Genomic DNA, 24,824 nt, shown 5'->3' with positions numbered 1-24,824 from the left:
GCCCGTACTGGGTGGGTACGGGCCTTTTCTGATTTCTGTGCTTGTTCGTCAGCGCATCAACCGGCCCCAGTGCCACCTGTGGTGGTACCGGTAATAATGGTGGTGGTGATGACGTTGGTGAATGACTGCATGACGAACACTCTTGAACGAAGCTGGCTTTTAGCAATACCGCGCCGGGCGCCGGGCTGTCAACTTAAACCTCTTTGCCAAATCGGCGAGCAAGGTCTTTGCAGAGCAGATGCAGCATGTTCAAATCCCGCTGTGGCAGCATGGGTACCCGGTCCATCACCCATTGATGCAGTTTTTCATCCTGCGAAACTCCGAGTTCACCAAGTATTTCTGCTGTTTTGTGTTTCAGTACGCGAACCTGTCCGACGCTATCAAAATTTTCTGCTACGGCTTGCGGCTCATCCAGCAACTGGCTCATCTCATAGGCATACAGCATGATCGCCTGCCCCAGATTCAGGGACGGGTAGCTCACCTTGAGGGGCAGATAGCTCAGCAAATCCGCATGGGCCAGCTGCTCATTGGAAAGGCCTGACTCTTCACAGCCAAACACGATGGCGACTTTGTTGAGAGACGGCTTGGCACGGATTTGATCGCGAATTTCCCCCGGGGTGAGGTAGTGCTGATACCGGCCACGCTGACGGGCCGTGGTGGCGATCACCAGATCCATATCGGCCAGTGCCTCTGGCAAGGTGTCGAACGCCTCGGCCTGGGTCAAAATCTCCTGCGCCCCATGGGCCACCCAGCTCGCCTCCTCCTCTTCGTGTACCCGGCTCGCCACCAGTCGCATGGCATCGAAGCCCATGGTTTTCATGGCGCGGGCAGCGGCCCCGACATTGGGTGCCCGGGCAGGTGCCACCAGTACAAAATAGAGCTTCATTGGGTTTCCTCTTGGGCTGGGCCGACATCTGAAACAGGCTGCAAACCGTCGGCAAAACAGGGGCGCAATCTACCGTTTATCCCCAAAAATTGCCACTTGAACAGATGTTTGAATGTTGCCATAGTGGCCAAACGTGTGAACAAACTGCCAGCCATTCCCGGCATGAATGCCGTGAGTGATTGAGCGCTTGCAGGGCAAGGACAGGACGACAGACCAGCCCCGGACTCAGCCGCCATACCGGCCGACACATCACAAGGAAGAGAGAGATGCAGCAGCCATTGGAACAGGCCGTCGCCGAGACTATCTTGCAACGCTTCGAGTCGTTTTACAGCCGGTTTCTCGAGATAACCCAGGGCAGCAAGAGCCGCTTCGAGAACAGTGACTGGCTGGGAGTGCAGCTGGCCGGGCGCGAGCGCATTCGCCTCTATGATCACCACGTCGGCGCCACCACGGCCCTGATCAAGCAGATGATGGGGGAGCATCACGCCACTCAGACGCTGCTCAAACGGGTAAAAGGCGCCTTCAGTGATCTGCTGCCCCGTTGTGACAACTTCGAGGTGGCGGAGTCCTTCTTCAACTCCGTCTATCGCCGCATCTTCCGCCATCGCAACATTCGCGACGAGAACCTCTACATCCATCCCTTTCGCAGCCGGGGGGAGCATCCCGATTTGAGCGCCCTGCTGCGGGTCTATCGCACTGACCTCACCCATCTGCCCCAGACCCTGAGCCAGATGCTGGGGGATTACAGCTTCACCCTCCCCTATGAGGACAAGCAGCGCGACATTGTCGACATCCACCGCCATCTTGCCGAGAACGGCCCGCATATCCTGCATGAAGAGCCCTTCGCCATCGAGCTGCTCAAAGAGGTGTTCTACCGCAACAAGGGCGCCTATCTGGTGGGACTTATTCGGGTGAAGGGGCAGGTGTTCCCCTTCATTCTGCCGCTGCTCAGCACAGGCCAGAGCATCTATGTGGATACCGTCATCTTTGAACCGGAGCTGGCCTCCATCGTGTTCGGCTTCGCCCGCGCCTACTTCATGGTCTACGCCCCATTGCCGGCGCTGCTTGTGGTGTTTCTGCGCCAGATCATGCCCCACAAGCCTGATTATGAGATCTACAACGCCATCGGCTGCCAGAAGCACGGCAAGACAGAGCTCTATCGTCACTACCAGCAACACCTGGCCCAGAGCCGGGAACAATTTGTCATCGCCCCCGGCATCAAGGGGATGGTGATGAGCGTGTTCACCCTCCCCTCCTACGACGTTGTGTTCAAGGTGATAAAAGACGAGTTCACCCCACCCAAGGATGTGAGCCACGAGCAGGTGCGGGCGAAATACAGACTGGTAAAACAGCACGATAGAGTGGGCCGCATGGCCGATACCCAGGAGTTCACCAACTTCGAGTTTCCTCTGGATCGCATCTCGCCCGAGCTGCTGGCAGAGCTCAAGACGGTGGCCCCCTCTGCGCTTACCATCACCAGTGACAAGCTGGTGATAAAGCACCTCTACACAGAGCGCAAGATGATCCCGCTCAACCTCTATCTGGACAAGGCGGACGAGCAGCAGACCCGGCTCGCACTGGAGGAATACGGCAACGCCATCAAGCAGCTGGCGGCGGCCAACATCTTCCCGGGCGACATGCTGTTCAAGAACTTCGGCGTCACCCGTCACGGCCGGGTGGTCTTCTACGACTACGACGAGATCTGCTACATGACGGAGTGCAACTTCCGCCAGATCCCGCCCCCCCGCTACCCGGAAGATGAATGGAGCGCCGAGCCCTGGTACTCGGTAGCTCCCAACGACATCTTCCCCGAGGAGTTCGCCACCTTCCTGCTGCAAAAGCCCCAGGTGCGGGAGATCATGATGCAGCTGCACAAGGAGATGTTCGACGCCAACTACTGGAAGATGCTGCAAAGCAACATCAAGGTGGGGGTATTCGAGGATGTCTATCCCTATCGGCGCAAGAAGCGCTTCAAGTTTCAGCGAGGGGGATGAAGAGGCGAGCCTCGCCTTGCTGCCAACTTGAGATGCAATGCATATTGCGACGGCAGAACCGGGAGTCTTGCCACAACGCTATGGCGCAGTATTGAAAAAGGGACGCCGCGGCGTCCCTTTTTGATGGCAGCTGCCAGCTCACGCTACGACAACCCCTGACATAAATATCAGTTATTTGGCCGCAGGCATGGCATCGAAAGTGAGCAGTGCAACCTTGTTGGCATCGCTCAGTACCAGCTGCTTGCCGCTGACCTTGAAGGTCGCCACCTTCTCCAGTTGCTGCAGATAGATCATCTCTTTGCCCGCCAGATCACCCGGGCACATCATGCGGGTCGAGCCCATGGCACCCAGCGTCAATACGCCGTCACCCTGCTGGGTGATACCGCCAAAATAGCGGTTGCAGCCGCCCTTGCCCGCCACCTTGTCACCCGCCACTTGCAGGGTGAAGGTATCATCGCTCGCACCTTGCAGTTGCCAGGTGGACGCTTGCAGCGCAGCCAGATTGGAACCAGTGGTCATGGCGCAGCCTCCCAGAGCCAATGCGGCCAGCAGGGTCAGTTTCTTGTTCATGGGTTCACCTCTTGATATAAGCGAAATAGGGGAAGGAACGTGATGATGGTGGCCTGTTTATCACGAGACCGAGGCAGATTAAAACTCTTTTATTGTGATCTCAGTTCCCTTTACTACCAACTGGCATGTGCCATGCTTGTATTCCTGTTCCGGACCCAGGGAGGGGAAAAGAATGGTTAAATCACTCATCGTCACACTGGTTTCATGCTTAAGCCTCAGCGCTCAGGCCGCCGACTGGGATTTCCTCAAGAGCGAGGCTGACAGCCAGCTCTACGTCAAAAGCTACTCAGGCGTGCTGCTCGACAGCCAGACTCATCACAGCGACAGTTTCGACCTCTGGCTCATCAACACCGGCTATCAATATCCGATCATGGATGACGTCAGTCTCTACATGGAAGCAGGCCCGGCCATAGGCCCGCACAGCGAACAGTCCGGCTACAACCTGAGCTCGGGGGTGCGCTACCAGTTCTCCCCCACATTGAACATCGGCAGCCAGCTCAAACAGCTGGAAGTGCACAAGGCCAGCACACTGCTGGAGCTCAACACCAGCCTGCTGCTCACACCGCAGCTTGCCATCACGGCCAACTACGGCGTGAGTGCATTCAGTACTGAGCACTCCCTCAGTCTGGGCGTAGGCTTCAACTTCTGACCGCTCAAATAAGCCGGGCGGCACTGACCAGTACGCCGTTGAGGTCGGCGTAAACATAGTCACCCGGATGTATGGTCACACCGGCAAACGACACCACGGCATCCAGCTCTCCCTGACCCAGCTTCTCTGTTTTGACCGGGCAAGCTGCCAACGCCTTGACTCCCAGCGCCAGGGTTGCCAGTGTCCCCACATCGCGCACAGCGCCAAAGATCACTATTCCCTCCCAACCCTGCTCCGCCGCCTTGATGGCCAGCTGATCGCCGAGCAAAGCACGGCGCAACGAGCCGCCGCCATCAATCACCATCACCCTTCCCTGACCGGGACGGTTGACCAGCTCTCGCACCAGGCTGTTGTCTTCATAACAGGAAAGCGTGACCGCCTGGCCATAAAACAGCGGCTTGCCACCAAAATCGTGAAACAGTGGATCGGCGACTTGCAGGGCATCACCGTGTTGATCGCAGAGGTCGGGCAGTAGATCCAGCATCATAAGCTTCCTTCCATGGACATGAATTCGCTCATTCTTTCATCAAGCTGTTGATCTGACAATCCAGTGGGATTCAATTTTGCCCAAATGGAGTGGTTCGCCTTTCATCAGCACGGGCTGCAACCAGAGCTCGCCCTGCTCCACCCAATAGATGGCGTTCTGGCCGAAACGAGCTGCCAAACCGATGGCCTCAGCACGAGAAGAAGCCAGCGCCAGCGATGATTCACGCCAACTTGCATCAGGAGCACTGCCCCACAATGGCCCCAGCGCCATCATGGTGGGAGACGCGGCGATGGCCCGCCACAGGGCGCGCTGACGGCGGGTATTGCGACGCATTCCTACCTCGCGGCTGGCAGGATTCCAGGCCGTCACAATGGCGTAAACAGGCCATTGAGGTGCCAAAAATGGTGCAATAAAACAAATTTTTTTGTAGTTTTCCCACAAAATCATGTCAACCACATGTTACATTCCATTACATTTTATAAGGGCGAAAATGGGGGTAACCCCAAGTATCATGCTGTGAACTCAGGGTTTGACCTATATCAATCCAGAGTTAAAAAGTTGCTATCTGACGGCAAAGAGTGTTGTTATGCGCCTGTTAACTGATAAAATGCAGCCACTTTTGTAATGGACTACCTTTCCAGGCTTCTCTCGATCAGACTTGTTGAGAGCCCACGTGTGGCACAGGGATGTTTGCCGACGCTGATGCCAAATTCGCGATAATCCGACCTGACATTCATACCCAGGATGACGTAATAAATTTTCAGGACCGGTCGGGTAACGCCAAAGAGTGTTAAAATTTAGATAACTAACTGATAAGAATCTGGGAATACTCATGCAAACACCACACATTCTGATCGTCGAAGACGAACTGGTCACCCGCAATACCCTGAAAAGCATCTTCGAGGCCGAAGGCTACGTTGTACTCGAGGCCAATAATGGCGACGAGATGCATCAAGCCCTCACTGCCCACACCATCAATCTGGTGATCATGGACATCAACCTGCCAGGCAAAAATGGCCTGCTGCTGGCGCGCGAGCTGCGTGAAGATGACAACATCGCCCTGATGTTCCTGACCGGTCGTGACAATGAAGTGGACAAGATCCTGGGTCTGGAAATCGGCGCCGATGATTACATCACCAAGCCGTTCAATCCCCGTGAATTGACCATTCGTGCCCGTAACCTGCTGAGCCGCACCATGAATGTGGCCGCTGGCGGCGAAGAGAAGAAGCTGGTTGAGCGCTACCTGTTCAACGGCTGGGCACTGGACATCAACAGCCGCGCACTGGTCAGCCCGGCTGGCGACATGTTCAAGCTGCCCCGTTCAGAATTCCGTGCCATGCTGCACTTCTGCGAAAACCCGGGCCAGATCCAGACCCGTGCAGAACTGCTCAAAAAGATGACAGGTCGTGAGCTCAAGCCCCATGACCGCACTGTGGATGTCACCATCCGCCGCATTCGCAAGCACTTCGAGAGCGTCAACGACACACCTGAAATCATTGCCACCATCCATGGTGAAGGCTACCGTTTCTGTGGTGAGCTGGAGCAGGAATAAACCCGTTTCGTCATTGCAGAGTGAGTTTACGAGGCGCCCATGGCGCCTTTTCTCTGCCTGATGTTTGCCATCGCCCAGCGCAAACACAAAACAAAAAGCCCACTCGCAGGAGTGGGCTTTTTGCATGAAAGCTGGAGCGGGCAGCGGGAATCGAACCCGCATCATCAGCTTGGAAGGCTGAGGTAATAGCCATTATACGATGCCCGCAGGACATCAAAATCAAGTGCGAAACGGGAGTTCAACCCCTTGCAATCAGCCTGTGGGCTTGTGCAGTTACCGCATTGATGCAGGCTTTGCATCTGAATTTGGAGCGGGTGATGGGAATCGAACCCACGTATGCAGCTTGGGAAGCTACCGTTCTACCATTGAACTACACCCGCGTCAGGGCCTCTACTATATGCATTTTGCCGCTGAGCGCAATCACCGCAATGGTGTTTTTTACCATAAATCAAGCTGTTCGACCAACTAATGAGCAGCAAGCTGTTTTTTCAATCAAACATTTTCAACACCAGAAATTTACAAGGTTGCCAAGCCTGAGGGGCGAGGATAGTCTTGCGCCACTCGACGCGAGGATGGTGGTAATGGATAAAAAAACTCAAAAACGTCTTTATGGCTGGTTGCGCAACCAATCGAGCCACGGCCGACGCTGGATCGGTCTCTCCATCGGCTTTGGCCTTGGCCAGGGCATCTTGATGGTCGCCCAGGCCTGGCTGCTGGCGACCTTGTTGCATGGCTTCATCATCGAGGGGGCAACCCCGGAGCAATCCATTCCTCTCTTTATTACCCTGCTGCTGGTCACCCTGACCAAGGCCGCTTTGGCCTATGGCCGCGAGGTTGCCAGTTTCAAGGCGGGCTGCGCTGTGCGCCAGGCCATTCGCGAGCTGGTGCTCACTCGCCTCAGCCGTCTCGGCCCTGCCTATATACAGCGCCGCCCTGCCGGTAGCTGGGCCAGCCTCTTGCTGGAACAGATTGAAAATATGCAGGATTTCTTCTCCCGCTATCTGCCGCAGATGGCCATTGCCGTCTTTATTCCACTGGTGATCCTGGTGGCCGTGTTCCCGGTCAACTGGGCGGCTGGCCTGATCCTGCTGGGCACAGCCCCCCTCATTCCCTTCTTCATGATCCTGGTGGGTGTGGGCGCCGCCGATGCCAACCGCCGCAACTTCCAGGCACTGGCCCGCCTCTCCGGCCACTTTCTCGATCGCCTCAAGGGCTTGCGTACCCTGCAACTCTTCATGCGCACCCGAGCGGAGGGTGACGCCATTCGCGACGCGTCGGAAGATTTTCGCGAGCGAACCATGGAGGTGCTCCGTCTGGCGTTTCTGAGTACCGCCGTGCTGGAGTTCTTCGCCGCCCTCTCGGTGGCGCTGGTCGCGGTCTATTTTGGCTTTTCCTACATAGATCATCTGAATTTTGGCCACTATGGCACCAAGGTCACCCTGTTTACCGGCCTGTTCGTGCTGTTCCTCGCCCCCGAGTTCTATGCCCCGCTGCGCGAGCTGGGCGCTCACTACCATGCCAAGGCGCAAGCCATAGGCGCGGCCGAACAATTGCTGGAATTCCTCGAAGCCGAGGTCAGCGAGCCCGCCTCCGGCAATGCCTCCTTTCATGCCGACAGCCCCGTCAAGGTAGAAGCCAGTGCCCTGGAGGTGCTGAGCGCCGAAGGCAAGGTGCTGGTCGGCCCCATCGACTTCACGCTGGCAGCCGGTTCACGCACGGCACTGATCGGGATCAGCGGCGCGGGCAAGAGCTCGCTGGTCAATGCCCTGCTCGGCTTTGCCCCCTATCGTGGTGAGCTCAAGGTCAACGGGCAGGAGCTTGCCAGCCTCGACATGAGCCAGTGGCGACTGCAACTGGGCTGGCTCTCCCAGAATCCCCAGTTGTTTCACGCCTCCTTGCGCGACAACCTGCTGCTGGCCAAGCCATCTGCCAGCGACGCCGAGCTGGAAGATGCCCTCAAGCGGGCTCAGGCCTGGGAGTTTGCCATGGAGAAGGGACTCGACTATCCGGTCGGTGATCAGGCCGGCGGTCTCTCGGTCGGTCAGGCACAGCGTCTCGCCCTAGCTCGCACCCTGCTCAAATCGACCCAGCTGATGGTACTGGATGAACCCACCGCCAGCCTGGATCGCCACTCGGAGCGCGCCATCATGACCACGCTGGAACAGGCGACGGCAGGTCAAACTCTGCTGATGATCACCCACCGCCTGGATGAACTCACCAAGATGGATAACATCTTGGTGCTGGCCCGTGGCCAACTGGTGGAGCAAGGCAGCTTCCAGCAACTGAGCCAGACCCGGGGGGCTTTCGCCCATCTGTTGTCCCATCGTTCCGGGAGTTCTCTCGATGACTGATCTATTGCCGTTTCTGCGCCTCTATCGTCAGCACTGGCTGAGTCTCTCGCTGGGCCTGCTGCTGGCACTGGTCACTCTGGTGGCGGGGATGGGGCTCTTGTCCCTCTCCGGCTGGTTCCTTTCCGCCGCGGCAGTGGCGGGAATGGCGGTCGCCAGCCGCGATACCTTCAACTACATGACACCGGCTGGCGGGGTGCGTTTCTTCTCCATCATCCGCACCGCAGGTCGTTGGGGTGAGCGGGTGGTGAGCCATGACGCTACCTTCCGGGTACTGACCCGGCTGCGAGTCTGGTTCTGGCAAAAGCTCTCGCCACTCTCCACCGGCACCCTGGCCGGTTTTCGTCAGGCGGATCTGCTCAACCGGCTGGTGGCCGACATCGATGCGATGGATCACGTCTATCTGCGGCTGGTCACTCCCATAGGCGCAGCCCTGCTCAGTTGCACCGGACTGGTCATATTCCTCTCCTTCTTCGATGGCGGCCTCGCCCTGACTCTGGGCGCCATACTGCTGTTTGGCATGATTGCCCTGCCGCTGGTCTTCTACTACCTCGGTCGCCAGCCCGGTCGTCGGCTTATCGCCGAGAAATCGTCCATGCGCACCCGCATGGTGGACTATCTGGACGGTCAGGCCGAACTGCAGATGTTTGCCGCAGCCCCCAAGGCGCTCAGCGAGCTGCAACAGGCGGAACAGGCCCTGCTGACGGCACAGGCCCGTATGGCCAGGGTGAGCGGACTGGCCAATGCCAGCGTGCAGCTCTTGAGCGGCTGGACACTCACCCTGATGCTCTGGCTGGCCGGTCACGGCGTGGCGGGTGCGGCGCCTGACCCCATTACCGCGCTGATGGTATTTGCCACCCTGGCAAGCTTCGAGGCCCTGCTGCCGCTGGCGGGTGCTTTCCAGCACCTCTCCACCAGCCTCACTTCGGCTCGCCGCCTCAACGAGATCCTGCAGGAGGCCAAGGCCCCCGAGTGGGGGAACGAACAGCAGCATGCCAAAGAGGGCGTCTTGCAGATAAGCGATCTCTATTTCGGCTATCCCGGCAACCCGCATCCCGTGCTGCGTGGCTGTACCCTGCAACTGCAGGCGGGTGAGAAACTGACTCTGCTGGGCCAGACCGGCTGCGGCAAGTCCACCCTGATGGGATTGCTGACCCGTGAATGGAGCCCGCAAGCGGGCAAGATCCTGCTCGATGGCAAGCCGTTGACGGACTACAGCGAAGGGGCGCTGCGCGCCTCTCTTTCTGTGGTGAGCCAGCGGGTTCATCTGTTTGCCGCCACCTTGCGCGACAACCTGAAACTGGCCGCCCCCGGGGCCGGCGATGAGCAGCTGACCGAGGTGCTGAGTCAGGTCGGTCTGGCACATCTGCTGGAGGATGAGGCGGGCCACAGTGATACCGGGTTGAATGCCTGGCTCGGAGATGGCGGTCGCCCCCTCTCGGGTGGCGAACGACGCCGTATCGGTATCGCCCGCGCCCTGTTGCACGATGCACCGCTCTGGCTGCTGGATGAACCGACCGAGGGCCTCGACAGCCAGACCGAGCGGGAGATCATGGATCTGCTGTTCAAGCTGGGGGCGGATCGCACCCTGCTGCTCATCTCCCACCGCTTGCTGGGGCTGGAGCAGATGGACCGTATTGCCCTGATGGAAGAGGGGCAGATCCGGCTGTGTGCGCCTCATCATGATCTGCTGGCTGACGACTACTATCGCAGCCTCTATGAGCGGCTGACACCGGCTTGAGAATGAAAGAGGGAGGATACGCCTGCGGACACCTCCCTCCTTTAAGACAGGCCGGCGAAGCCTGTCTGCTCCCCGTCACACCTCGTCTTCACAGCTAAAATTGGGGCTGGTCGCAGGCAGCGACTGGCCCCTATAATGTCCGCCCTCACAGTTCAAAAAGATGCTGATATGAAACGCCTGATCCTGATGATGCCCCTGATTGCCTCCGGTTGCGCCGACTTCTCCTTCAACAGCAATCTGGACAAGGAAAACTTCGACGAGTACTTCAAGCCGGGCGGCGTTCAGATCTATGAACAGAACCAGCTGGCTGACCTCAACTACCTCTACCTCGGCACCGTCGAGGGGGAATCTTGCCAGAGCGATGCCAAGCAGCCGGTACCCAACGCAGGTGAGGCTCGTACCCTGGCGCGTCGCCGCGTGGCCGACATGGGTGGCAATGGCGTCACCTTCGACAAATGCGCCGAGTTCAGTGACACCCCGGGCTGCCTGAAACAGGTCATCTGCTACGGGCAGGCGCTCAAAGTGGCACAAGAGAAGTAAGGATACCCCATGGCCCTGGCCATAGTCCGGCTCGGCAGTCCTCGTCTTGAAGATGAAGGGTTGCGCATCGGCACAGTGCGGCGCCCGCCCCGTGGTGTGCCCAAGCATGCGTTTGCCAGTCAGGATTGGTATGACGTCTGGTTTCCCAATCTGGCGCCCAGCAGCGACACCATGAAGCTGGGCCAGGCCGCCGATACGCCTGCCCTCTGGGCCGTTTTCTGCAAGCAGTACAAGGCCGAGATGGCCACCCCCTGTGCCCGCCACGATCTGGCGCTGCTGGCTGCCCTCTCCCATACCACCAATCTGTCGGTGGGCTGTTACTGCGAGCAGGCGTCTCGCTGTCATCGCAGCATATTGCAAGAGCTGCTGGTCAATTGCGGCGCCAAGTTACGCTAGAGGGCACCGCTGGATAGTGAAAGAGGGCGTCCCGACGGACGCCCTCTTTCACTTCAATCACCATTCAGACAGGACAAGCCCTACTGCAGGCTGCCAACCAGCAGGCGCCGACGCAGCGCAGCCTCCTGCTCCGCAGTCATACCAGCCACCACGGCTCCCTCGTTGTCCATCAACCATTGCATCAGATCGGCGACCGTCTCCTCCAGCGGTCGAAAGTTGAGCCCCTGCACTATGGCAGCCTCGGCGCTGATGCGGCCATAGCCGGCATACTCAGCCAGCTCGTTTGGCAATAGCGTGGGATAGCTCTGCCAGGGCTCGACGCCGGCCGCCAGCAACTCGGGCCAGGGGCGCCACTGTGCTTGCCATTGTGTGGCGGGCGCCAGCCTGGCGGTGATGCGATCCAGCCAGTCCACCAGCGCAATGCCTGGTTTGAGCAGATTGAAACAGCCACCCAGCTGCTGCTCGGCAGCGCGCAGCACGAATTCGGCGCAGTCGCGCACATCCAGATATTGCAGTCGATCCTGCCCCTCCCCCGGCAGCAACCAGGGCCCCCCTTGCTGTATCCGCTTCACCCACCAGGCCAGACGGCCGGTCGGATCATGGGGGCCGCACAGGACACCGGGGCGCAGTATGCAGAGCCGCTCGCCCCAATGATCCCGATACGCAGCTTCACACAGTACCTTCAGCGGACCGTAATCGGTGGGCAATTCCCCCTCGGCAATCTCGTGCAACGGTGCCGATTCATCCATGCCCCGGCTGGCGAAGTCGCGATAGACGCTGATGGTGGAGATAAAGATCAGCCGCTCGCAGCGCCCGAGCAGGGCTGCCGAGAGGCTCACCGCCTGCTCGGGACGGTAGCAGCAGGTGTCTATGACCAGATCCCAGCGCAACCCTTCGCTTTGCAGGGGGCTCAGATCCTTGTCCCTGTCACCGTTGAGCTGAATCAGGTCACGCCAGTCCGGGTGCTGATGCCGGCCCCGGTTGAATAGCGTCACCTCGTGCCCCCAGTCCAGCGCCAGCGTGGTGAGGTGACGACCCAGAAAGCCGGTGCCACCGATAATCAGCAATTTCATCCATGTATCTCCAATCCGGCGCCATCTGAACGCCTTCGCCACAGAGCAGAGCGCGAATGCCATCCCCTGCTCCATCTGCCCTCACCCTACGCAAGTTGGTGCCGGGGTACAGCTCCCCGAGTGCCGGTATGGGACGGGGATCACGACAGGACGCGGGAAATGAGCGTCGCGAGGCAGAACCTGCGTTTTGAGGCTGCCTGTGCTAAATTGCCGGGGTTTTCAGTCAGGATCCGCCATGAAGTTCGAAATCGACACCCTCGGGATCATCCGCTCTCCCTACAAGGAGAAGTTCGCCATCCCCCGCCAGCCCGGTCTGGTCAAATCGGCCCGCGCCCGCCTCGAACTGCTGCCCCCTTACGATCAGCCGGACGTGCTGCGCGGGATAGAGCAGTTCTCCCATCTGTGGCTCAGCTTTGTGTTTCACCAGACCATGGATCAGGGCTGGCACCCGACGGTACGTCCGCCGCGCCTGGGCGGCAACGAACGGGTCGGAGTCTTTGCCACCCGCTCCACCTTCCGCCCCAACCCGCTGGGTCTGTCAGTGGTCGAGCTGCACGGCGTTGGTCGCGAGCGTGGCAAACTGTGGCTGGAACTCGGCGCCGTGGATCTGTTGGATGGCACTCCTGTCGTCGATATCAAGCCCTATATTCCCTATGCCGACAGTCTGCCGGACGCCCGTGGCGGCTTTGCCCCCGAAGCCCCCACCCCGCCTCTCGTGGTCAGCTTCACCCCCGAAGCGGAGCTGCAACTGCAGCCCTGGCTCAAGGCTCACCCCGAGCTTCGCCTGCTGGTGAGCGAAGTGCTGGCCCAGGACCCTCGCCCCGCCTACAAGAAAGGCAAGCCGGACGAAAAGGAGTACGGCGTCAGGCTGTTTGATCTCAACGTACGCTTTCGCATCACAGAGCCCGACTGCCAGGTGCTCGCCATAGAATTTGCTTGATCTCGGCGCTATTTGAGTAAAAAACACCCTGATGTGTTTTTTGTCACTCTTGATCCCTGTGTTCGGCGGCGATCTGCCTGAAGGCTTCCTCGCAGGCAAGGAAGGCATCGACCATACCAGGATCAAAATGGCTGTCGCGCCCTTGCACTATGATGGCTTTCGCCTCTTCATGGGTGAAGGCGGGCTTGTAGACCCGTTTCGAGATGAGGGCATCGTAGACATCCGCCACCGCCATCAAGCGGCCAGATAGCGGGATAAGCTCTCCGGCCAGGCCGGCCGGGTAACCGCTGCCATCCCACTTCTCGTGGTGGGTGAGGGAAATTTCGCGCGCCAGCCGCAGAAAGGAGTTAGAACCGAGCTGAGCCTCGGCGCTGGCCAGCGCATCCGCCCCTATCTGGGGATGGCGCTTCATGATGGCAAACTCTTCATCGGTCAGCTTGCCCGGCTTGAGCAGGATGGCATCTGGAATGCCCACCTTGCCCACATCGTGCAACGGCGCCGACTTGAATAGCAGGTCTATGGTGGTGTCATCCAGTGGATAACGCTCTCCGTCGTGGCGACTCAGGTACTCGGCCAGCACCTTGACGTAGTGCTGGGTACGGATGATGTGGGCACCCGTCTCGTTGTCACGGGTCTCTGCCAGCGAGGCAAGGCCGAGGATAGCCACGTCCCGGGTCAGGTTGAGCTCATCGCTACGTGCTTTCAGCTCGCCGATCATCTGGTTGGTGCTGGCGGCGATCAGGCCGAATTCATCATCCCGGGTCACCGGCACCCGCGCATCCAGATCGCCGCACTGCACCTGCGCCATGGCGCGCGTCTGGTGCATCAGGGAGAGGGTCAGATTACGGCCATAGCCACGAATAATCAGCCAGAGGTAACCGAAGGTCACCGCCATCACGAAGGCGATTTCCAGCAATATGTAGTGTTGGGCATCGAGCCGCGACATGCCTCTGTCCACCGTCGCCAACCACTCCAGGTCCTTGTTGAACAGTAGGAAAAAGACACCCCCCAACAGTGCGAGCGTGGTGAAAGTAAACAGAGTGAACTTGCGGGAAACCGGCATGGCCAGCGGCCGGGTCAGCACCAGCGAGCCCTGATACTCCCGCAGTTTGGCCAGGTTCCAGTCCCGCACCAGCGACAAGTCCGCCGCCACCAGAAAGCCCAGGGTGGCCATCCCCAACAGGATCTTGAGGTGACTCTCCAGCGGGAAGTCATGCATGAAGCCGTTGTAGCCCGAGAGCAGCAACGCCCCAAGCAGGTAGAAGCCCACTTCCAGCCCGAAGCTGCCAAGCCCGCTGCCAGGCAGGGCCAGCCGGTGCAACACCCGATCGCGCACGGCGAACATGATGGCGAAGACCAGCAAGGCAGGCCCCAGCAGCTGAGGCAGGGTCAGGCTTTCCAGAAACGGACAGACCTGCCACCCATAGAGGCAAAAGAGTGACAGTGTCACCCCGTAATGCAGGGCGCAGCGCCCCGTGATTTTCTGCATGATTTCACCCTGACCGCTGTTTATTGTTATGACGGAGGGGATATGCCCCCGCCCCTCACCGGCGCCGCAGCAGCAGACTCCCTATCGAATAGCCAGCGCCAAACGAGCAGAGTACACCACGGGCCCCCGCAGGAAGGTCGCGATTGTACAGATGAAACGCGATGATGGAACCCGCCGAGCTGGTATTACCATAGCTATCAAGAATGACCGGCGCCTCCTGCTGGCTGGCATCGTGGCCCAACAGCTTGCGGCCGATAAACTGGTTCATGGTGAGGTTGGCCTGATGCAGCCAGAGTCGGCTCAAGGAGTCCGCCGTCCAGCCCTGCTCATCCAGCTGGCTGGCAATCTGATCGCACACAAGCGGCAGCACCTCCTTGAACACCTTGCGCCCCTGCTGGCGAAACAGTTTGTCATCCCCATGACGGGTACGCGGACTGAGCCGGTTCAAAAAGCCGAAGTTGTTGCGGATATTGTTGGAGTACTGGGTCACCAGCTTGCTGGCCAACAGTTGCCAGGGGTTGGCCACCTTGCAATCGGCCTCCCGCTCCAGCAGCACGGCGGTACAGGCATCGCCGAAGATGAAGTGGCTGTCCCTGTCACGAAAGTTGAGGTGCCCGGAGCAGATCTCCGGGTTCACTACCAGCGCCAGTTTGGCGGTGCCTGCCGCCAGCATGTCCGCCGCCGTCTTGATGCCAAAGGTAGCGGATGAGCAGGCCACGTTCATGTCAAAGGCCATGCCGCTCGCCCCCAGATAGTGTTGCAACTCGATGGAGAGCGCCGGATAGGGCCTTGGCATGTTGGAAGCCGCCACTATCACCAGATCAATCTCACCCGGCTCCCGGCCGGCGGCAATCAGCGCCTGCTCGGCGGCAGCAACCGCCATCTCCACCATGATGGAGGGCTGATCGTCGGCCCGCTCGGGGAGCAAGGGCTGCATGATGTCAGGGTCCAGCACCCCCTCCTTGCTCACCAGATAGCGACTCTTGATGCCGGACGCCTTCTCGATGAATTCGCAGCTCGAGTGCTGCTTGGCGGACAGCTGACCCGCATCGATGGCGGAGGCATTTTCCTCGTTGTAGAGGTCCACATACTGGTTGAAGGCGGTCACCAACGCTTCATTGCTGACGGCAAAAGGCGGGGTATAGAGGCCTGATCCACTGATCACGATAGAAGTCATCTTTGCTCCTGGCCGGGTGCAATCCCGGCTTGTTGGTTTATTTGGGTAGAGAGGTCATTACAACTGATCGATCGCCGCGGCGAGACCAGCCAGCGTCAGCGGATGCATACGCCCGCCAACCACGTCATTCATCAACTTGATGGAGGGATGCCAGAGCCACTCGCGCCTGGGGATGGGATTGATCCACACCAGTCTGGGAAAGTGTTGCTGCAGGCGAGCGAGCCATACCTGACCCGCCTCCTCGTTCCAGTACTCAACGGCACCGCCGGGCCAGCTGATCTCGTAGGGACCCATCTTGGCGTCCCCCACAAAAATCACCCTGTAGTCGCTGCCGTAGGTGCGCAACAATCTCAGGGTGTCGAACCGCTCCTCGAAGCGACGGGCGTTGTCTTGCCAGACGAAGTCGTAGAGACAGTTGTGAAAGTAGAAATACTCCATATGCTTGAACTCGTGGCGCAGCGCCGAGAAGAGCCGCTGCACCTCGGCCACGTGAGCATCCATGGAGCCACCCACATCGAAGAAGACCAGCAGTTTGACACCGTTGTGGCGCTCGGGCCTCAGCTTCACATCCAGCCAGCCCTGACGGGCTGTGCTCTTGATGGTGTCGTCGAGATCCAGCTCGTCAGGATTGCCCTTGCGCACCCAGCGTCTGAGTTTGCGCAGGGCCAGCTGGATGGCACGCTGACCCAGGGGCGAGTCGTCGCTGAAGTTGCGATAATGGCGGGCTTCCCACACCTTGACCGCCTTGCCATGCTGGCCCTCTCCCCCCATGCGGATCCCTTCCGGATGAAATCCGCCGTGACCGAACGGACTGCTGCCGCCAGTCCCCACCCACTTGTTGCCACCGGCATGGCGCTCTTTTTGTTCCGCCAATCGCTGGTTGAGGGTTTCAAGCAGCTTGTCGAGTCCACCCAGAGAGTGCAGCAGTGCCTTTTCTTCGGCACTTAACAAGCGTTCGAACTCCTTGCGTAGCCACTCATCAGGTAAGGCGTCGGGCAGCAAGGGGCTGGCCTGCAGACCGTCGTAATACTCGGCAAAGGCGCGGTCGAAGCGATCAAAATGCGCCTCGTCCTTGACCAGCAGGCAGCGGGAGAGCTGATAGAAGTCGTCCATGTCGATACTGACCAGCCGGGCTGCCAGCGCGGCGTGCAAGTCCAGCAATTCGCGCAAACTGCAGGGGATCTTGTGACGACGCAGCTGGCTGAAAAAGTCGATCAGCATGGTGTCAGTTGCCGCGACGGGCCAGGAAGGCCAGCTTCTCGAACAGGTGCAAGTCCTGCTCCGTCTTCAGCAGGGCGCCGTATAGCGCCGGGACCAGCTTGCCCGGTTCGCGGGTGCGCATTGCCTCGGGAGAGATATCATCGGCCAGCAGCAGCCGGATCCAGTCCAGCAGCTCGGAGGTTGAGGGCTTCTTGCGCAGCCCTTCCACTTCCCGCAGTTCGAAGAAAAGCGTCATGGCCTCATCCAGCAACGCCGCTTTCAGGTTCGGATAGTGCAGGTTGACGATGGCCTGCATCTCGGCCTTGTCGGGAAAGCGAATGTAGTGAAAAAAGCAGCGACGCAAGAAGGCATCCGGCAGCTCTTTTTCGTTGTTGGAGGTGATGATGACAACGGGGCGCCGGCGGGCCTTGACTCGCTCGCCGGTCTCGTAGACGTCAAACTCCATCCGATCCAGCTCCAGCAGCAGATCGTTGGGGAATTCGATGTCCGCCTTGTCGATTTCGTCGATAAGCAGCACGGGCCGCTCATCAGCGGTAAAAGCCTGCCACAACTTGCCCTGGCGAATGTAATGACTGATATCCCCCACTCGCGGATCCCCCAGCTGGGAATCACGCAGCCGGGCCACTGCATCATATTCGTAGAGCCCCTGCTGGGCTTTGGTGGTGGATTTAATGTGCCAGGCAATGAGGTGAGTGCCGAGCGAACTGGCCACGGCCTCGGCCAGCTCTGTCTTGCCGGTGCCAGGTTCACCTTTGATAAGTAAAGGTTTTTCCAGCACTATAGCCGCATTGACCGCCATCTTCAGCGCCTCTGAGGCGAGATAGCGATCGCTTCCTGCAAATCCCATAACGTCCATTCCTTTGACGATAAGAGACCTTTTTGAGATCGAGGCCTCAGTAAGAAAGAATAAGCTCTATATCTTGTAATAACATATTGTTATAACAAATCGTCACTTCTCATTCAGAAACCACAGGGTAATCTTGTTTCATCGCCGTAACAAACAGGGATAGCACCATGAGCAAAATTTTTGAGGACAACAGCCAGACCATAGGTCACACCCCGCTGGTTCGACTCAACCGTGTTACCAAGGGCCGCGTACTGGCCAAGATTGAAAGCCGCAACCCGAGCTTCAGCGTCAAGTGCCGAATCGGTGCCAACCTGATCTGGGATGCCGAGAAGCGCGGCGTACTGACCCAGGGCAAGGAGATCATCGAGCCCACCAGTGGTAACACAGGTATTGCTCTGGCATTTGTGGCCGCCGCCCGTGGCTATCCCATCACCCTGACCATGCCGGCCACCATGAGCCTGGAGCGCCGCAAGCTGCTCAAGGCGCTCGGTGCCAATCTGGTGCTGACCGAAGGCCCTCTTGGCATGAAAGGCGCTATCGCCAAGGCCAACGAGATCCTCGAATCCGAGCCGGGCAGATATGTTTTGCTGCAACAGTTTGAAAACCCCGCCAACCCGGAAATCCACGAGAAGACCACTGGCCCCGAGATTTGGGATGCCACCGACGGTCAGGTAGATGTATTCGTGGCTGGTGTAGGTACAGGTGGCACCATTACCGGTGTCTCCCGCTACCTGAAGCAGACCAAAGGCAAGGCCGTGATCTCGGTGGCCGTCGAGCCAAGCGAATCACCGGTGATCAGCCAGCGTCTGGCCGGTCTCGAAATCAAACCGGGTCCCCACAAGATCCAGGGCATTGGTGCCGGCTTCATCCCGGGCAACCTGGACCTGACCCTGCTGGACCGCGTCGAACAGGTGAGCAGCGATGATGCCATCGAGATGGCGCGCCGTCTGATGGAAGAGGAAGGCATTCTGGCCGGTATCAGCTCCGGGGCAGCCGTCGTGGCTGCCGCCCGTCTGGCCGAGCTGCCGGAATTTGCCGACAAGACAATCGTCGTCATACTGCCGAGCGCCGCCGAGCGTTATCTCTCCAGCGCGCTGTTTGCCGGCGTGTTCAGCGAGCAGGAGTTGCAGCAGTAAGTGATCGGATAATTTCAAAACAACGGCGCTCCCAGGAGCGCCGTTTCTTTATGAGCTAAACTGAGCACTTGGCAGCGCCACTCGGCCCCTTATTTTTTGGGGTAAAATAACAAACAAACGAGTGACAAAAAAAGCAGACATCCTGTGATAAATTTCATATCCTGTGCGGCGTCACGAGGTGTTTGCCGACTAGGTATCACAAAGTAACAAAGTGTTATTTTTCGTTATAAAATAATTTCAAGCCAGTATTTCTGCGGCTTGTAGCGCGATAACGGAAAAGAGTAGCGGCAAACACCGAATACTGCACAGAAAATTGACCTGGATTAAACCATTGCAGGTCTGATTTCGTTACTTTACAACATATCCATACTGACACGGTGAGACAAGGAAGCGTCAAAAGCATCCATCTCTCCAAAAAATATCAATAATATGGGGTGAAACCATGTACGAGAAGTCTGTTGTTATCACTGCTGAAAACGGCCTGCACACCCGTCCGGCAGCTCAGTTCGTGAAAGAAGCCAAAGAATTCCAAAGCGAGATCACTGTGGTCTCCGGTGGCAAATCCGCCAGCGCCAAGAGCCTGTTCAAGCTGCAGACCCTGGGCCTGACCAAAGGCACCAACGTGACCATCCAGGCCGACGGCCCGGACGCTCAGAAAGCCGTTGAGAAGCTGGTTGCCCTGATGGACGAGCTGGAGTAATCCAGCTTTATTCCTCCCCCACAGTCGTTTTAATAGGAAGGATTATGATATCTGGCATTCTTGCGTCCCCCGGTATCGCATTCGGTAAGGCGCTTCTTCTTAAAGAAGATGAAATCGTTATCAATCAGGGCAAGATTTCTGCTGACCAGATTGACGCCGAGATCAACCGCTTCCTCGAAGCCCGCACCAAGTCAGCTGCACAGCTGGAAGCCATCAAAGCCATGGCTGGTCGCACCTTCGGTGAGGAAAAAGAGGCCATCTTCGAAGGCCACATCATGCTGCTCGAAGATGAGGAGCTGGAAGGGGATATCAGATCCTTCATCAAAGACAACAAGGCCACCGCTGATAAGGCCGTCTACGAGGTCATCGAGCAATACGCCAAGATGATGGCCGATCTGGACGATCCCTACCTGCGCGAGCGCGCCACCGACTTCCGTGACATCGGCACCCGTCTAGTGAAGAACGTGCTGGGCATCGCCGTTGTCAATCTGAGCACCATCGACGAAGAGGTCATTCTGGTCGCCAAAGACCTGACTCCGTCCGAAACTGCCCAGATCAACCTGAAATATGTGCTGGGTTTCGTTACCGATATCGGTGGCCGTACCTCTCACACCTCCATCATGGCGCGCTCCCTGGAGCTGCCGGCCATAGTGGGCACCAACGACATCACAGAGCGCGTCAAGAACGGTGACATGCTGGTACTGGATGCGATCAACAACCAGATCATCATCAACCCGACCGCTGAACAGCTGAACGAAGCCAAGCAATTCCAGGCCCAGTTCCAGGCTGAGAAAGATGAGCTGACCAAGCTGAAAGACCTGCCTGCCATCACCCTGGATGGTCACCAGGTCGAAGTCTGCGCCAACATAGGTACCGTCAAGGATACCGAAGGTGCCATCCGCAATGGCGCCGAAGGCGTGGGTCTGTACCGTACCGAGTTCCTGTTCATGGATCGCGATGCGCTGCCGACCGAAGACGAGCAGTTCAAGGCCTACAAAGAAGTGGCAGAGGCCATGCCGGATCAGCCGATCATTGTCCGTACCATGGACATTGGTGGCGACAAAGAACTGCCGTACATGAATTTCCCGAAAGAGATGAACCCCTTCCTGGGCTGGCGTGCCGTGCGTATTTTCTTCGATCGCGAAGACATCATGCATGCCCAGCTGCGGGCCATACTGCGTGCGTCTGCCTTCGGCAAACTGCGCATCATGTTCCCGATGATCATCTCAGTCGAAGAGTTCCGTAGCCTGAAGGCCACCGTAGAGAAGCTGAAAGCCGAACTGCGCACCGAAGGCAAAGCCTTTGATGAATCCATCGAAGTGGGTATCATGATCGAGACCCCGGCTGCTGCCGTGATGGCTCATCATTTGGCTAAAGAAGTGGATTTCTTCAGTATCGGTACCAACGATCTGACCCAGTACACCCTGGCCGTCGACCGTGGTAACGAGATGATTTCCGCCATGTACAACCCGCTGTCACCCTCCGTCCTGACTCTGATCAAGATGGTTATCGACGCTTCCCATGACAATGGCAAGTGGACCGGTATGTGTGGTGAGCTGGCTGGTGACGAACGCGCCACACTGCTGCTGCTGGGTATGGGTCTGGATGAGTTCTCCATGAGTGCCATCTCTGTACCGCGTATCAAGAAGCTTATCCGCAACACCAACTTCGAAGATGTGAAGGCAATGGCTGACCAGGCACTGAGCTACGCAACTGCCGCCGAAATCGAAGCCTGTGTAGATAACTTTATTAAGCAGAAGGCAGTCTGCTAAGATCGGCTGCAAACAGCGACAATCATCTCTAGGAGCTTTTACTATGGGTCTGTTCGATAAACTGAAGAAACTGGTTTCCGATGATAGCTCTGATACCGGCGGCATCGAAATTTTTGCCCCGCTGTCAGGTGAAATCGTACCGATCGAAGATGTGCCTGACGTTGTCTTCGCCGAGAAAATCGTCGGCGACGGTATCGCCATCAAGCCAGCTGGCAACAAGATGGTTGCACCGTGCGATGGTACCATCGGCAAGATCTTCGAGACCAACCACGCGTTCTCGCTGGAATCCGACTCTGGTATCGAGCTGTTCGTTCACTTCGGTATCGATACCGTTGAACTGAAAGGCGAAGGCTTCACCCGCATCGCTCAGGAAGGTCAAAAGGTCAAGCGCGGCGACACCATCATCGAGTTCGATCTGGCCATTCTGGAAGCGAAAGCCAAGTCGACCCTGACGCCGGTTGTCATCTCCAACATGGATGAGATCAAAGAGCTGATCAAGATGACAGGCGCCGTGACTGTGGGCGAGACCCCGGTGATCCGCATCAAAAAATAATGCACGGCTGGCTCAAGCCAGTTGCTGCAACGAAAAACCGAAGCCATGTGCTTCGGTTTTTTTATGAAAAAATGGCAGTGAATACCGACTACTCCTTGCCAAACAACACCCGGTTTCGCCCTTGCGCCTTCGCCTGATACAGCGCCCTGTCCGCCACCAGCAACAGGTTGTCGAGGCTTTGCCCCGTCGTCAGCGTGGCGCAGCCAAAACTCATCGTCAGTGAGAAATGGTGATGGTGCCAATTTATCTGACTGGCAGACAACAGCTGTCGCAGTTGCTCGGCCAGGGAGACCGCCCGGGAGGCATCCGCTCCCGGCAGGATCAGCAGGAACTCCTCCCCTCCCCAGCGCGCCAGACACTCCTTTCCCTGCAACTGCTCCTCCATGATGCGGGCAACCCCACACAAGGCCGCGTCCCCGGCGGGATGACCGTATCGATCGTTGACCTGCTTGAAGTGGTCAACATCGCACAGAACCACTGACAAAGGGCGCCCCTGCAGCCAGTGCGCCTGCAGCTGCTGCTCGGCTCCGCGCCGGTTGCTGAGTTCTGTCAGTGGATCGGTACAGGAGAGGCGACTGACCTCCTCTATCATGCAGTGCAGATCGTGAATGTCGCGAAACGTCACTATGTGCCAGCCGGGCATGGCATCGGCCGTCAATTGGGCTGTGATGGTAAACCAGCGATGCTGGCCATTCTTGCAGTAGATCCGGGTAGACATCTCCGCCACGGCAGAGCCGTTGGCCAGACTGGTCATGACAACCTGATTCCAGTCCTGGATGGCTTGAGTTCTGGTCTGCTCATCGTGATAGACAGTCGCGAACCAGGCTGTCATATCCGGCAAATCGGCCAGGGTGTAACCCAGCTGCGCCGAGAAGGCCTGATTCACGAATCTATGGTGCCTGATGGGAATGTTCGACAGGGTTGTTGGTATTGTGCCAAGAGTATCACCACAGACCGCCTCTGAAATGAGGATCGGTATCGGGATCACATCAAAGGATCGAAACAGGATCTGCTGCAGTTCGCTCAATATCGCTGACTCGGATATGTTCAAGGTATTTCCCTTACCAATATTTCGCTCAACAGTAAGTGAGTCCGCAGGCTGGGTAAATCGGCTTATTGAGCCTCTCGGACCACCTTAGTCGCAGTGTTCTCTCCCGGTTGCCACTCCTGATAGGGGCCGTGGATGGCAGAGTAGATCTTGTCCAGCTGACCGGAGGTCTTGAGCTTGCCGATGGACTGTGTCAGGAAACGGTCCACCGCATCCCCCTTCTCTCCTTTCGGGATAATAAACACATCGTCGAACTCGCCGAAATAGACGCGGTGGATATTGGTCAGCCCCATCTTCCTCAATGCAAAATCGGCCTCCTCCTGCGCCCAGAGAAAGGCGTCGATACGGCCCCTGCTCAGTTTGCCAAGGGACTGCTCGATTGAGAGGGAACGCTTGACCGAGAAGGGCCAGAAGTCGCTCACCCCCTCGATGAGCAGATCGCGCTTGGTGTACTCATAACCGAGCACCATAGCGGGTGTAACGGGCGTAGCACTGCTGCTGTAGAGCACATGAGTTACCTTGCCAAAAGTCACAGAACTGAAGCGATAGGGGAGCATGGATTCATCAATATAGGGGTTACGCAGTGCGGGCAGATTGAAGTCCGCTTCCCCCACCACCACGCTGCGGGTCGCCCGGGGCATGGGATATACCTCCACACTCACCTCGACCCCGTCATCCAGATCGGCGATAGCCTTGACCAGATCGACGAAAGGACCGGTCCCATTGGAATCAATAAGACCCGGCAATAGGCCAAGATATGCCGAGAAGCGGGCAGTGTGCTCAGGCTCTGCCGCAGCAAGACGCGTATTGCCGACCCCTGTCATACCCAACAGCGTGGTCCCCAGCATGAACAGGAGTACAGCCCCAAAACCAAGATTTTTCATGAGTTCACCCTTCTCGACACCACCACAATGGCTGCGTTACAAAAAGCATAGCCCCGTGATGAAAGGTGAGACGATAGCTAGAGAAATGAGCATTCATTGTTAAAAGGTTATCTGGATCAATATTTACCCGGACAAGCCTAGTAACATGGAAAGGGATACACCAAGGTCCGGCCATCCCAAGCCCGCCCAACGAGATAAACGTGATGCAATGAGCGCCCCGAGAAGGACACGAGCATGTTGAAAAATACCGAACAGCGTTATGGCAGCCTGAGTATCGGGCTGCACTGGTTAACCCTGCTATTGATGATGGCCGTCTACGCATTGATGGAGTTCAGGGATATTTTCCCCAAGGGCTCGGCCGGTCGTGACCTGATGAAGGAGTGGCACTTCATGGTGGGCTTGTTGATCCTGGCGCTGGTCGTCGTACGGCTGCTGGTGCGCTTTAGCAGCCCGTCACCCCGCATAGTGCCCACCCTGTCACCCCTGATGCGAACACTGGGTCACCTCGCTCATCTGGCACTGTACGGTTTTCTCATCCTTGCTCCGCTGCTGGGTTGGTTGCTCCTCAGCGCAGGCGGCAAGCCCATCCCCTTCTTCGGATTTGAGCTGCCCGCCCTGCTCGCGCCGGATGATGGTCTGAAGGGGACGATCAAGGATCTGCACGAAACGCTGGCCAACATAGGCTATGCGCTGATCGCCCTGCATGCGGCGGCAGCCATCTATCACCATCATGTGCTCAAGGACAACACCTTGACCAATATGTTGCCCGAGCGAAAATAAGCACCCGCCTTGAACACGCCAACAAAAAGGCCCCTTTGACA

24 protein-coding genes and 2 tRNA genes are annotated in these 24,824 nt (G+C 58.0%); 13 read left to right on the top strand and 13 right to left on the bottom strand.

What is annotated here, in order from left to right:
• Window positions 1-193 precede the first annotated feature (193 nt).
• Window positions 194-886 (bottom strand): tRNA/rRNA methyltransferase, encoded by a 693-nt coding sequence (locus tag GWQ29_RS06195; RefSeq protein WP_005312418.1) that lies wholly within the window; start codon window positions 884-886, stop codon window positions 194-196.
• A gap of 266 nt (window positions 887-1,152) precedes the next feature.
• On the opposite strand from GWQ29_RS06195, the gene aceK reads away from it, so the two are divergent.
• Window positions 1,153-2,880: a bifunctional isocitrate dehydrogenase kinase/phosphatase gene (aceK, locus tag GWQ29_RS06190; RefSeq protein ID WP_275918996.1), complete on the top strand. Its 1,728-nt coding sequence runs from the start codon at window positions 1,153-1,155 to the stop codon at window positions 2,878-2,880.
• A 171-nt stretch (window positions 2,881-3,051) separates the two neighbouring features.
• Here aceK and GWQ29_RS06185 read toward each other — a convergent pair whose 3' ends face one another.
• Window positions 3,052-3,450, bottom strand: coding sequence for an META domain-containing protein (locus GWQ29_RS06185; RefSeq protein WP_005312410.1), 399 nt, complete (start codon window positions 3,448-3,450; stop codon window positions 3,052-3,054).
• 172 nt (window positions 3,451-3,622) lie between these two features.
• Here GWQ29_RS06185 and GWQ29_RS06180 point away from each other — a divergent pair, with 172 nt between their 5' ends.
• Entirely contained in the window at window positions 3,623-4,099 is a 477-nt protein-coding gene (locus tag GWQ29_RS06180; RefSeq protein WP_265462481.1) for a hypothetical protein, read from the top strand.
• 4 nt (window positions 4,100-4,103) lie between these two features.
• On the opposite strand, the gene GWQ29_RS06175 is transcribed toward GWQ29_RS06180, so the two are convergent.
• Window positions 4,104-4,583, bottom strand: coding sequence for a putative 4-hydroxy-4-methyl-2-oxoglutarate aldolase (locus GWQ29_RS06175; protein WP_021139130.1), 480 nt, complete (start codon window positions 4,581-4,583; stop codon window positions 4,104-4,106).
• A gap of 42 nt (window positions 4,584-4,625) precedes the next feature.
• Window positions 4,626-5,042 carry a DUF3293 domain-containing protein gene (locus tag GWQ29_RS06170; protein ID WP_099992153.1) on the bottom strand — a complete coding sequence of 139 codons (417 nt, stop codon included), beginning with the start codon at window positions 5,040-5,042 and terminating at the stop codon, window positions 4,626-4,628.
• 376 nt (window positions 5,043-5,418) lie between these two features.
• Here GWQ29_RS06170 and arcA point away from each other — a divergent pair, with 376 nt between their 5' ends.
• On the top strand, window positions 5,419-6,138 hold the full coding sequence (gene arcA / locus GWQ29_RS06165) for a two-component system response regulator ArcA (RefSeq protein ID WP_005312398.1): 720 nt from the start codon (window positions 5,419-5,421) through the stop codon (window positions 6,136-6,138).
• Between the two features lie 132 nt (window positions 6,139-6,270).
• Here arcA and GWQ29_RS06160 read toward each other — a convergent pair.
• A tRNA-Gly gene (locus GWQ29_RS06160) sits at window positions 6,271-6,345 on the bottom strand.
• Between the two features lie 99 nt (window positions 6,346-6,444).
• A tRNA-Gly gene (locus GWQ29_RS06155) sits at window positions 6,445-6,518 on the bottom strand.
• 201 nt (window positions 6,519-6,719) lie between these two features.
• Here GWQ29_RS06155 and cydD point away from each other — a divergent pair.
• The 4 genes from cydD to GWQ29_RS06135 all read left to right on the top strand — a co-directional run bounded on the left by cydD (window position 6,720) and on the right by GWQ29_RS06135 (window position 11,163).
• The gene (cydD, locus tag GWQ29_RS06150; RefSeq protein WP_275918995.1) at window positions 6,720-8,489 is read left to right on the top strand and encodes a cysteine/glutathione ABC transporter permease/ATP-binding protein CydD; all 1,770 of its coding nucleotides are present in this window, start codon (window positions 6,720-6,722) and stop codon (window positions 8,487-8,489) included.
• On the top strand, window positions 8,482-10,227 hold the full coding sequence (gene cydC / locus GWQ29_RS06145) for a cysteine/glutathione ABC transporter ATP-binding protein/permease CydC (RefSeq protein WP_275918994.1): 1,746 nt from the start codon (window positions 8,482-8,484) through the stop codon (window positions 10,225-10,227). Before cydD ends, cydC begins: the two co-directional genes overlap by 8 nt.
• 168 nt (window positions 10,228-10,395) lie before the next feature.
• Window positions 10,396-10,767, top strand: a complete 372-nt coding sequence (gene rcsF / locus GWQ29_RS06140) for an Rcs stress response system protein RcsF (protein ID WP_017412233.1) — start codon at window positions 10,396-10,398, stop codon at window positions 10,765-10,767.
• Between the two features lie 9 nt (window positions 10,768-10,776).
• Entirely contained in the window at window positions 10,777-11,163 is a 387-nt protein-coding gene (locus tag GWQ29_RS06135; protein ID WP_256687872.1) for a DUF488 family protein, read from the top strand.
• An 80-nt stretch (window positions 11,164-11,243) separates the two neighbouring features.
• On the opposite strand, the gene GWQ29_RS06130 is transcribed toward GWQ29_RS06135, so the two are convergent.
• Window positions 11,244-12,236, bottom strand: coding sequence for an NAD-dependent epimerase/dehydratase family protein (locus GWQ29_RS06130; protein ID WP_275918993.1), 993 nt, complete (start codon window positions 12,234-12,236; stop codon window positions 11,244-11,246).
• Window positions 12,237-12,471: 235 nt separating this feature from the next.
• Here GWQ29_RS06130 and tsaA point away from each other — a divergent pair, with 235 nt between their 5' ends.
• Window positions 12,472-13,176 (top strand): tRNA (N6-threonylcarbamoyladenosine(37)-N6)-methyltransferase TrmO, encoded by a 705-nt coding sequence (tsaA, locus tag GWQ29_RS06125; protein ID WP_275918992.1) that lies wholly within the window; start codon window positions 12,472-12,474, stop codon window positions 13,174-13,176.
• 43 nt (window positions 13,177-13,219) lie between these two features.
• On the opposite strand, the gene GWQ29_RS06120 is transcribed toward tsaA, so the two are convergent.
• The 4 genes from GWQ29_RS06120 to GWQ29_RS06105 are packed head-to-tail and all read right to left on the bottom strand — an operon-like array spanning window position 13,220 to window position 17,910.
• Window positions 13,220-14,665, bottom strand: a complete 1,446-nt coding sequence (locus tag GWQ29_RS06120; protein WP_275918991.1) for an HD domain-containing phosphohydrolase — start codon at window positions 14,663-14,665, stop codon at window positions 13,220-13,222.
• A gap of 55 nt (window positions 14,666-14,720) precedes the next feature.
• Window positions 14,721-15,842: a beta-ketoacyl-ACP synthase III gene (locus GWQ29_RS06115; RefSeq protein WP_275907392.1), complete on the bottom strand. Its 1,122-nt coding sequence runs from the start codon at window positions 15,840-15,842 to the stop codon at window positions 14,721-14,723.
• Window positions 15,843-15,899: 57 nt separating this feature from the next.
• Window positions 15,900-17,063, bottom strand: a complete 1,164-nt coding sequence (locus tag GWQ29_RS06110) for a VWA domain-containing protein (protein ID WP_275918990.1) — start codon at window positions 17,061-17,063, stop codon at window positions 15,900-15,902.
• A 4-nt stretch (window positions 17,064-17,067) separates the two neighbouring features.
• Window positions 17,068-17,910, bottom strand: coding sequence for a MoxR family ATPase (locus GWQ29_RS06105; protein ID WP_005312374.1), 843 nt, complete (start codon window positions 17,908-17,910; stop codon window positions 17,068-17,070).
• Window positions 17,911-18,077: 167 nt separating this feature from the next.
• Between GWQ29_RS06105 and cysK the strand changes: the two genes are divergently transcribed.
• The 4 genes from cysK to crr all read left to right on the top strand — a co-directional run bounded on the left by cysK (window position 18,078) and on the right by crr (window position 22,071).
• Entirely contained in the window at window positions 18,078-19,046 is a 969-nt protein-coding gene (gene cysK, locus GWQ29_RS06100; protein ID WP_005312371.1) for a cysteine synthase A, read from the top strand.
• A 442-nt stretch (window positions 19,047-19,488) separates the two neighbouring features.
• Entirely contained in the window at window positions 19,489-19,746 is a 258-nt protein-coding gene (locus GWQ29_RS06095) for an HPr family phosphocarrier protein (protein ID WP_005303128.1), read from the top strand.
• Window positions 19,747-19,790: 44 nt separating this feature from the next.
• On the top strand, window positions 19,791-21,518 hold the full coding sequence (gene ptsI / locus GWQ29_RS06090; RefSeq protein WP_275918989.1) for a phosphoenolpyruvate-protein phosphotransferase PtsI: 1,728 nt from the start codon (window positions 19,791-19,793) through the stop codon (window positions 21,516-21,518).
• 43 nt (window positions 21,519-21,561) lie between these two features.
• On the top strand, window positions 21,562-22,071 hold the full coding sequence (gene crr, locus GWQ29_RS06085) for a PTS glucose transporter subunit IIA (protein WP_005312365.1): 510 nt from the start codon (window positions 21,562-21,564) through the stop codon (window positions 22,069-22,071).
• 88 nt (window positions 22,072-22,159) lie between these two features.
• On the opposite strand, the gene GWQ29_RS06080 is transcribed toward crr, so the two are convergent.
• Window positions 22,160-23,122, bottom strand: a complete 963-nt coding sequence (locus tag GWQ29_RS06080; protein WP_275918988.1) for a sensor domain-containing diguanylate cyclase — start codon at window positions 23,120-23,122, stop codon at window positions 22,160-22,162.
• A 62-nt stretch (window positions 23,123-23,184) separates the two neighbouring features.
• Complete coding sequence (locus GWQ29_RS06075) at window positions 23,185-24,003, bottom strand: ABC transporter substrate-binding protein (RefSeq protein ID WP_275918987.1); 819 nt, start codon at window positions 24,001-24,003, stop codon at window positions 23,185-23,187.
• A 234-nt stretch (window positions 24,004-24,237) separates the two neighbouring features.
• Between GWQ29_RS06075 and GWQ29_RS06070 the strand changes: the two genes are divergently transcribed.
• Window positions 24,238-24,783: a cytochrome b gene (locus GWQ29_RS06070; RefSeq protein ID WP_111588146.1), complete on the top strand. Its 546-nt coding sequence runs from the start codon at window positions 24,238-24,240 to the stop codon at window positions 24,781-24,783.
• The last annotated feature ends 41 nt before the right edge of the window (window positions 24,784-24,824 follow it).

This window comes from Aeromonas sp. 2HA2 (genome assembly GCF_029237345.1).
GTDB classification, from domain to species: Bacteria; Pseudomonadota; Gammaproteobacteria; order Enterobacterales; family Aeromonadaceae; genus Aeromonas; species Aeromonas salmonicida.
This window is presented reverse-complemented; position numbering and strand designations above follow the sequence as displayed.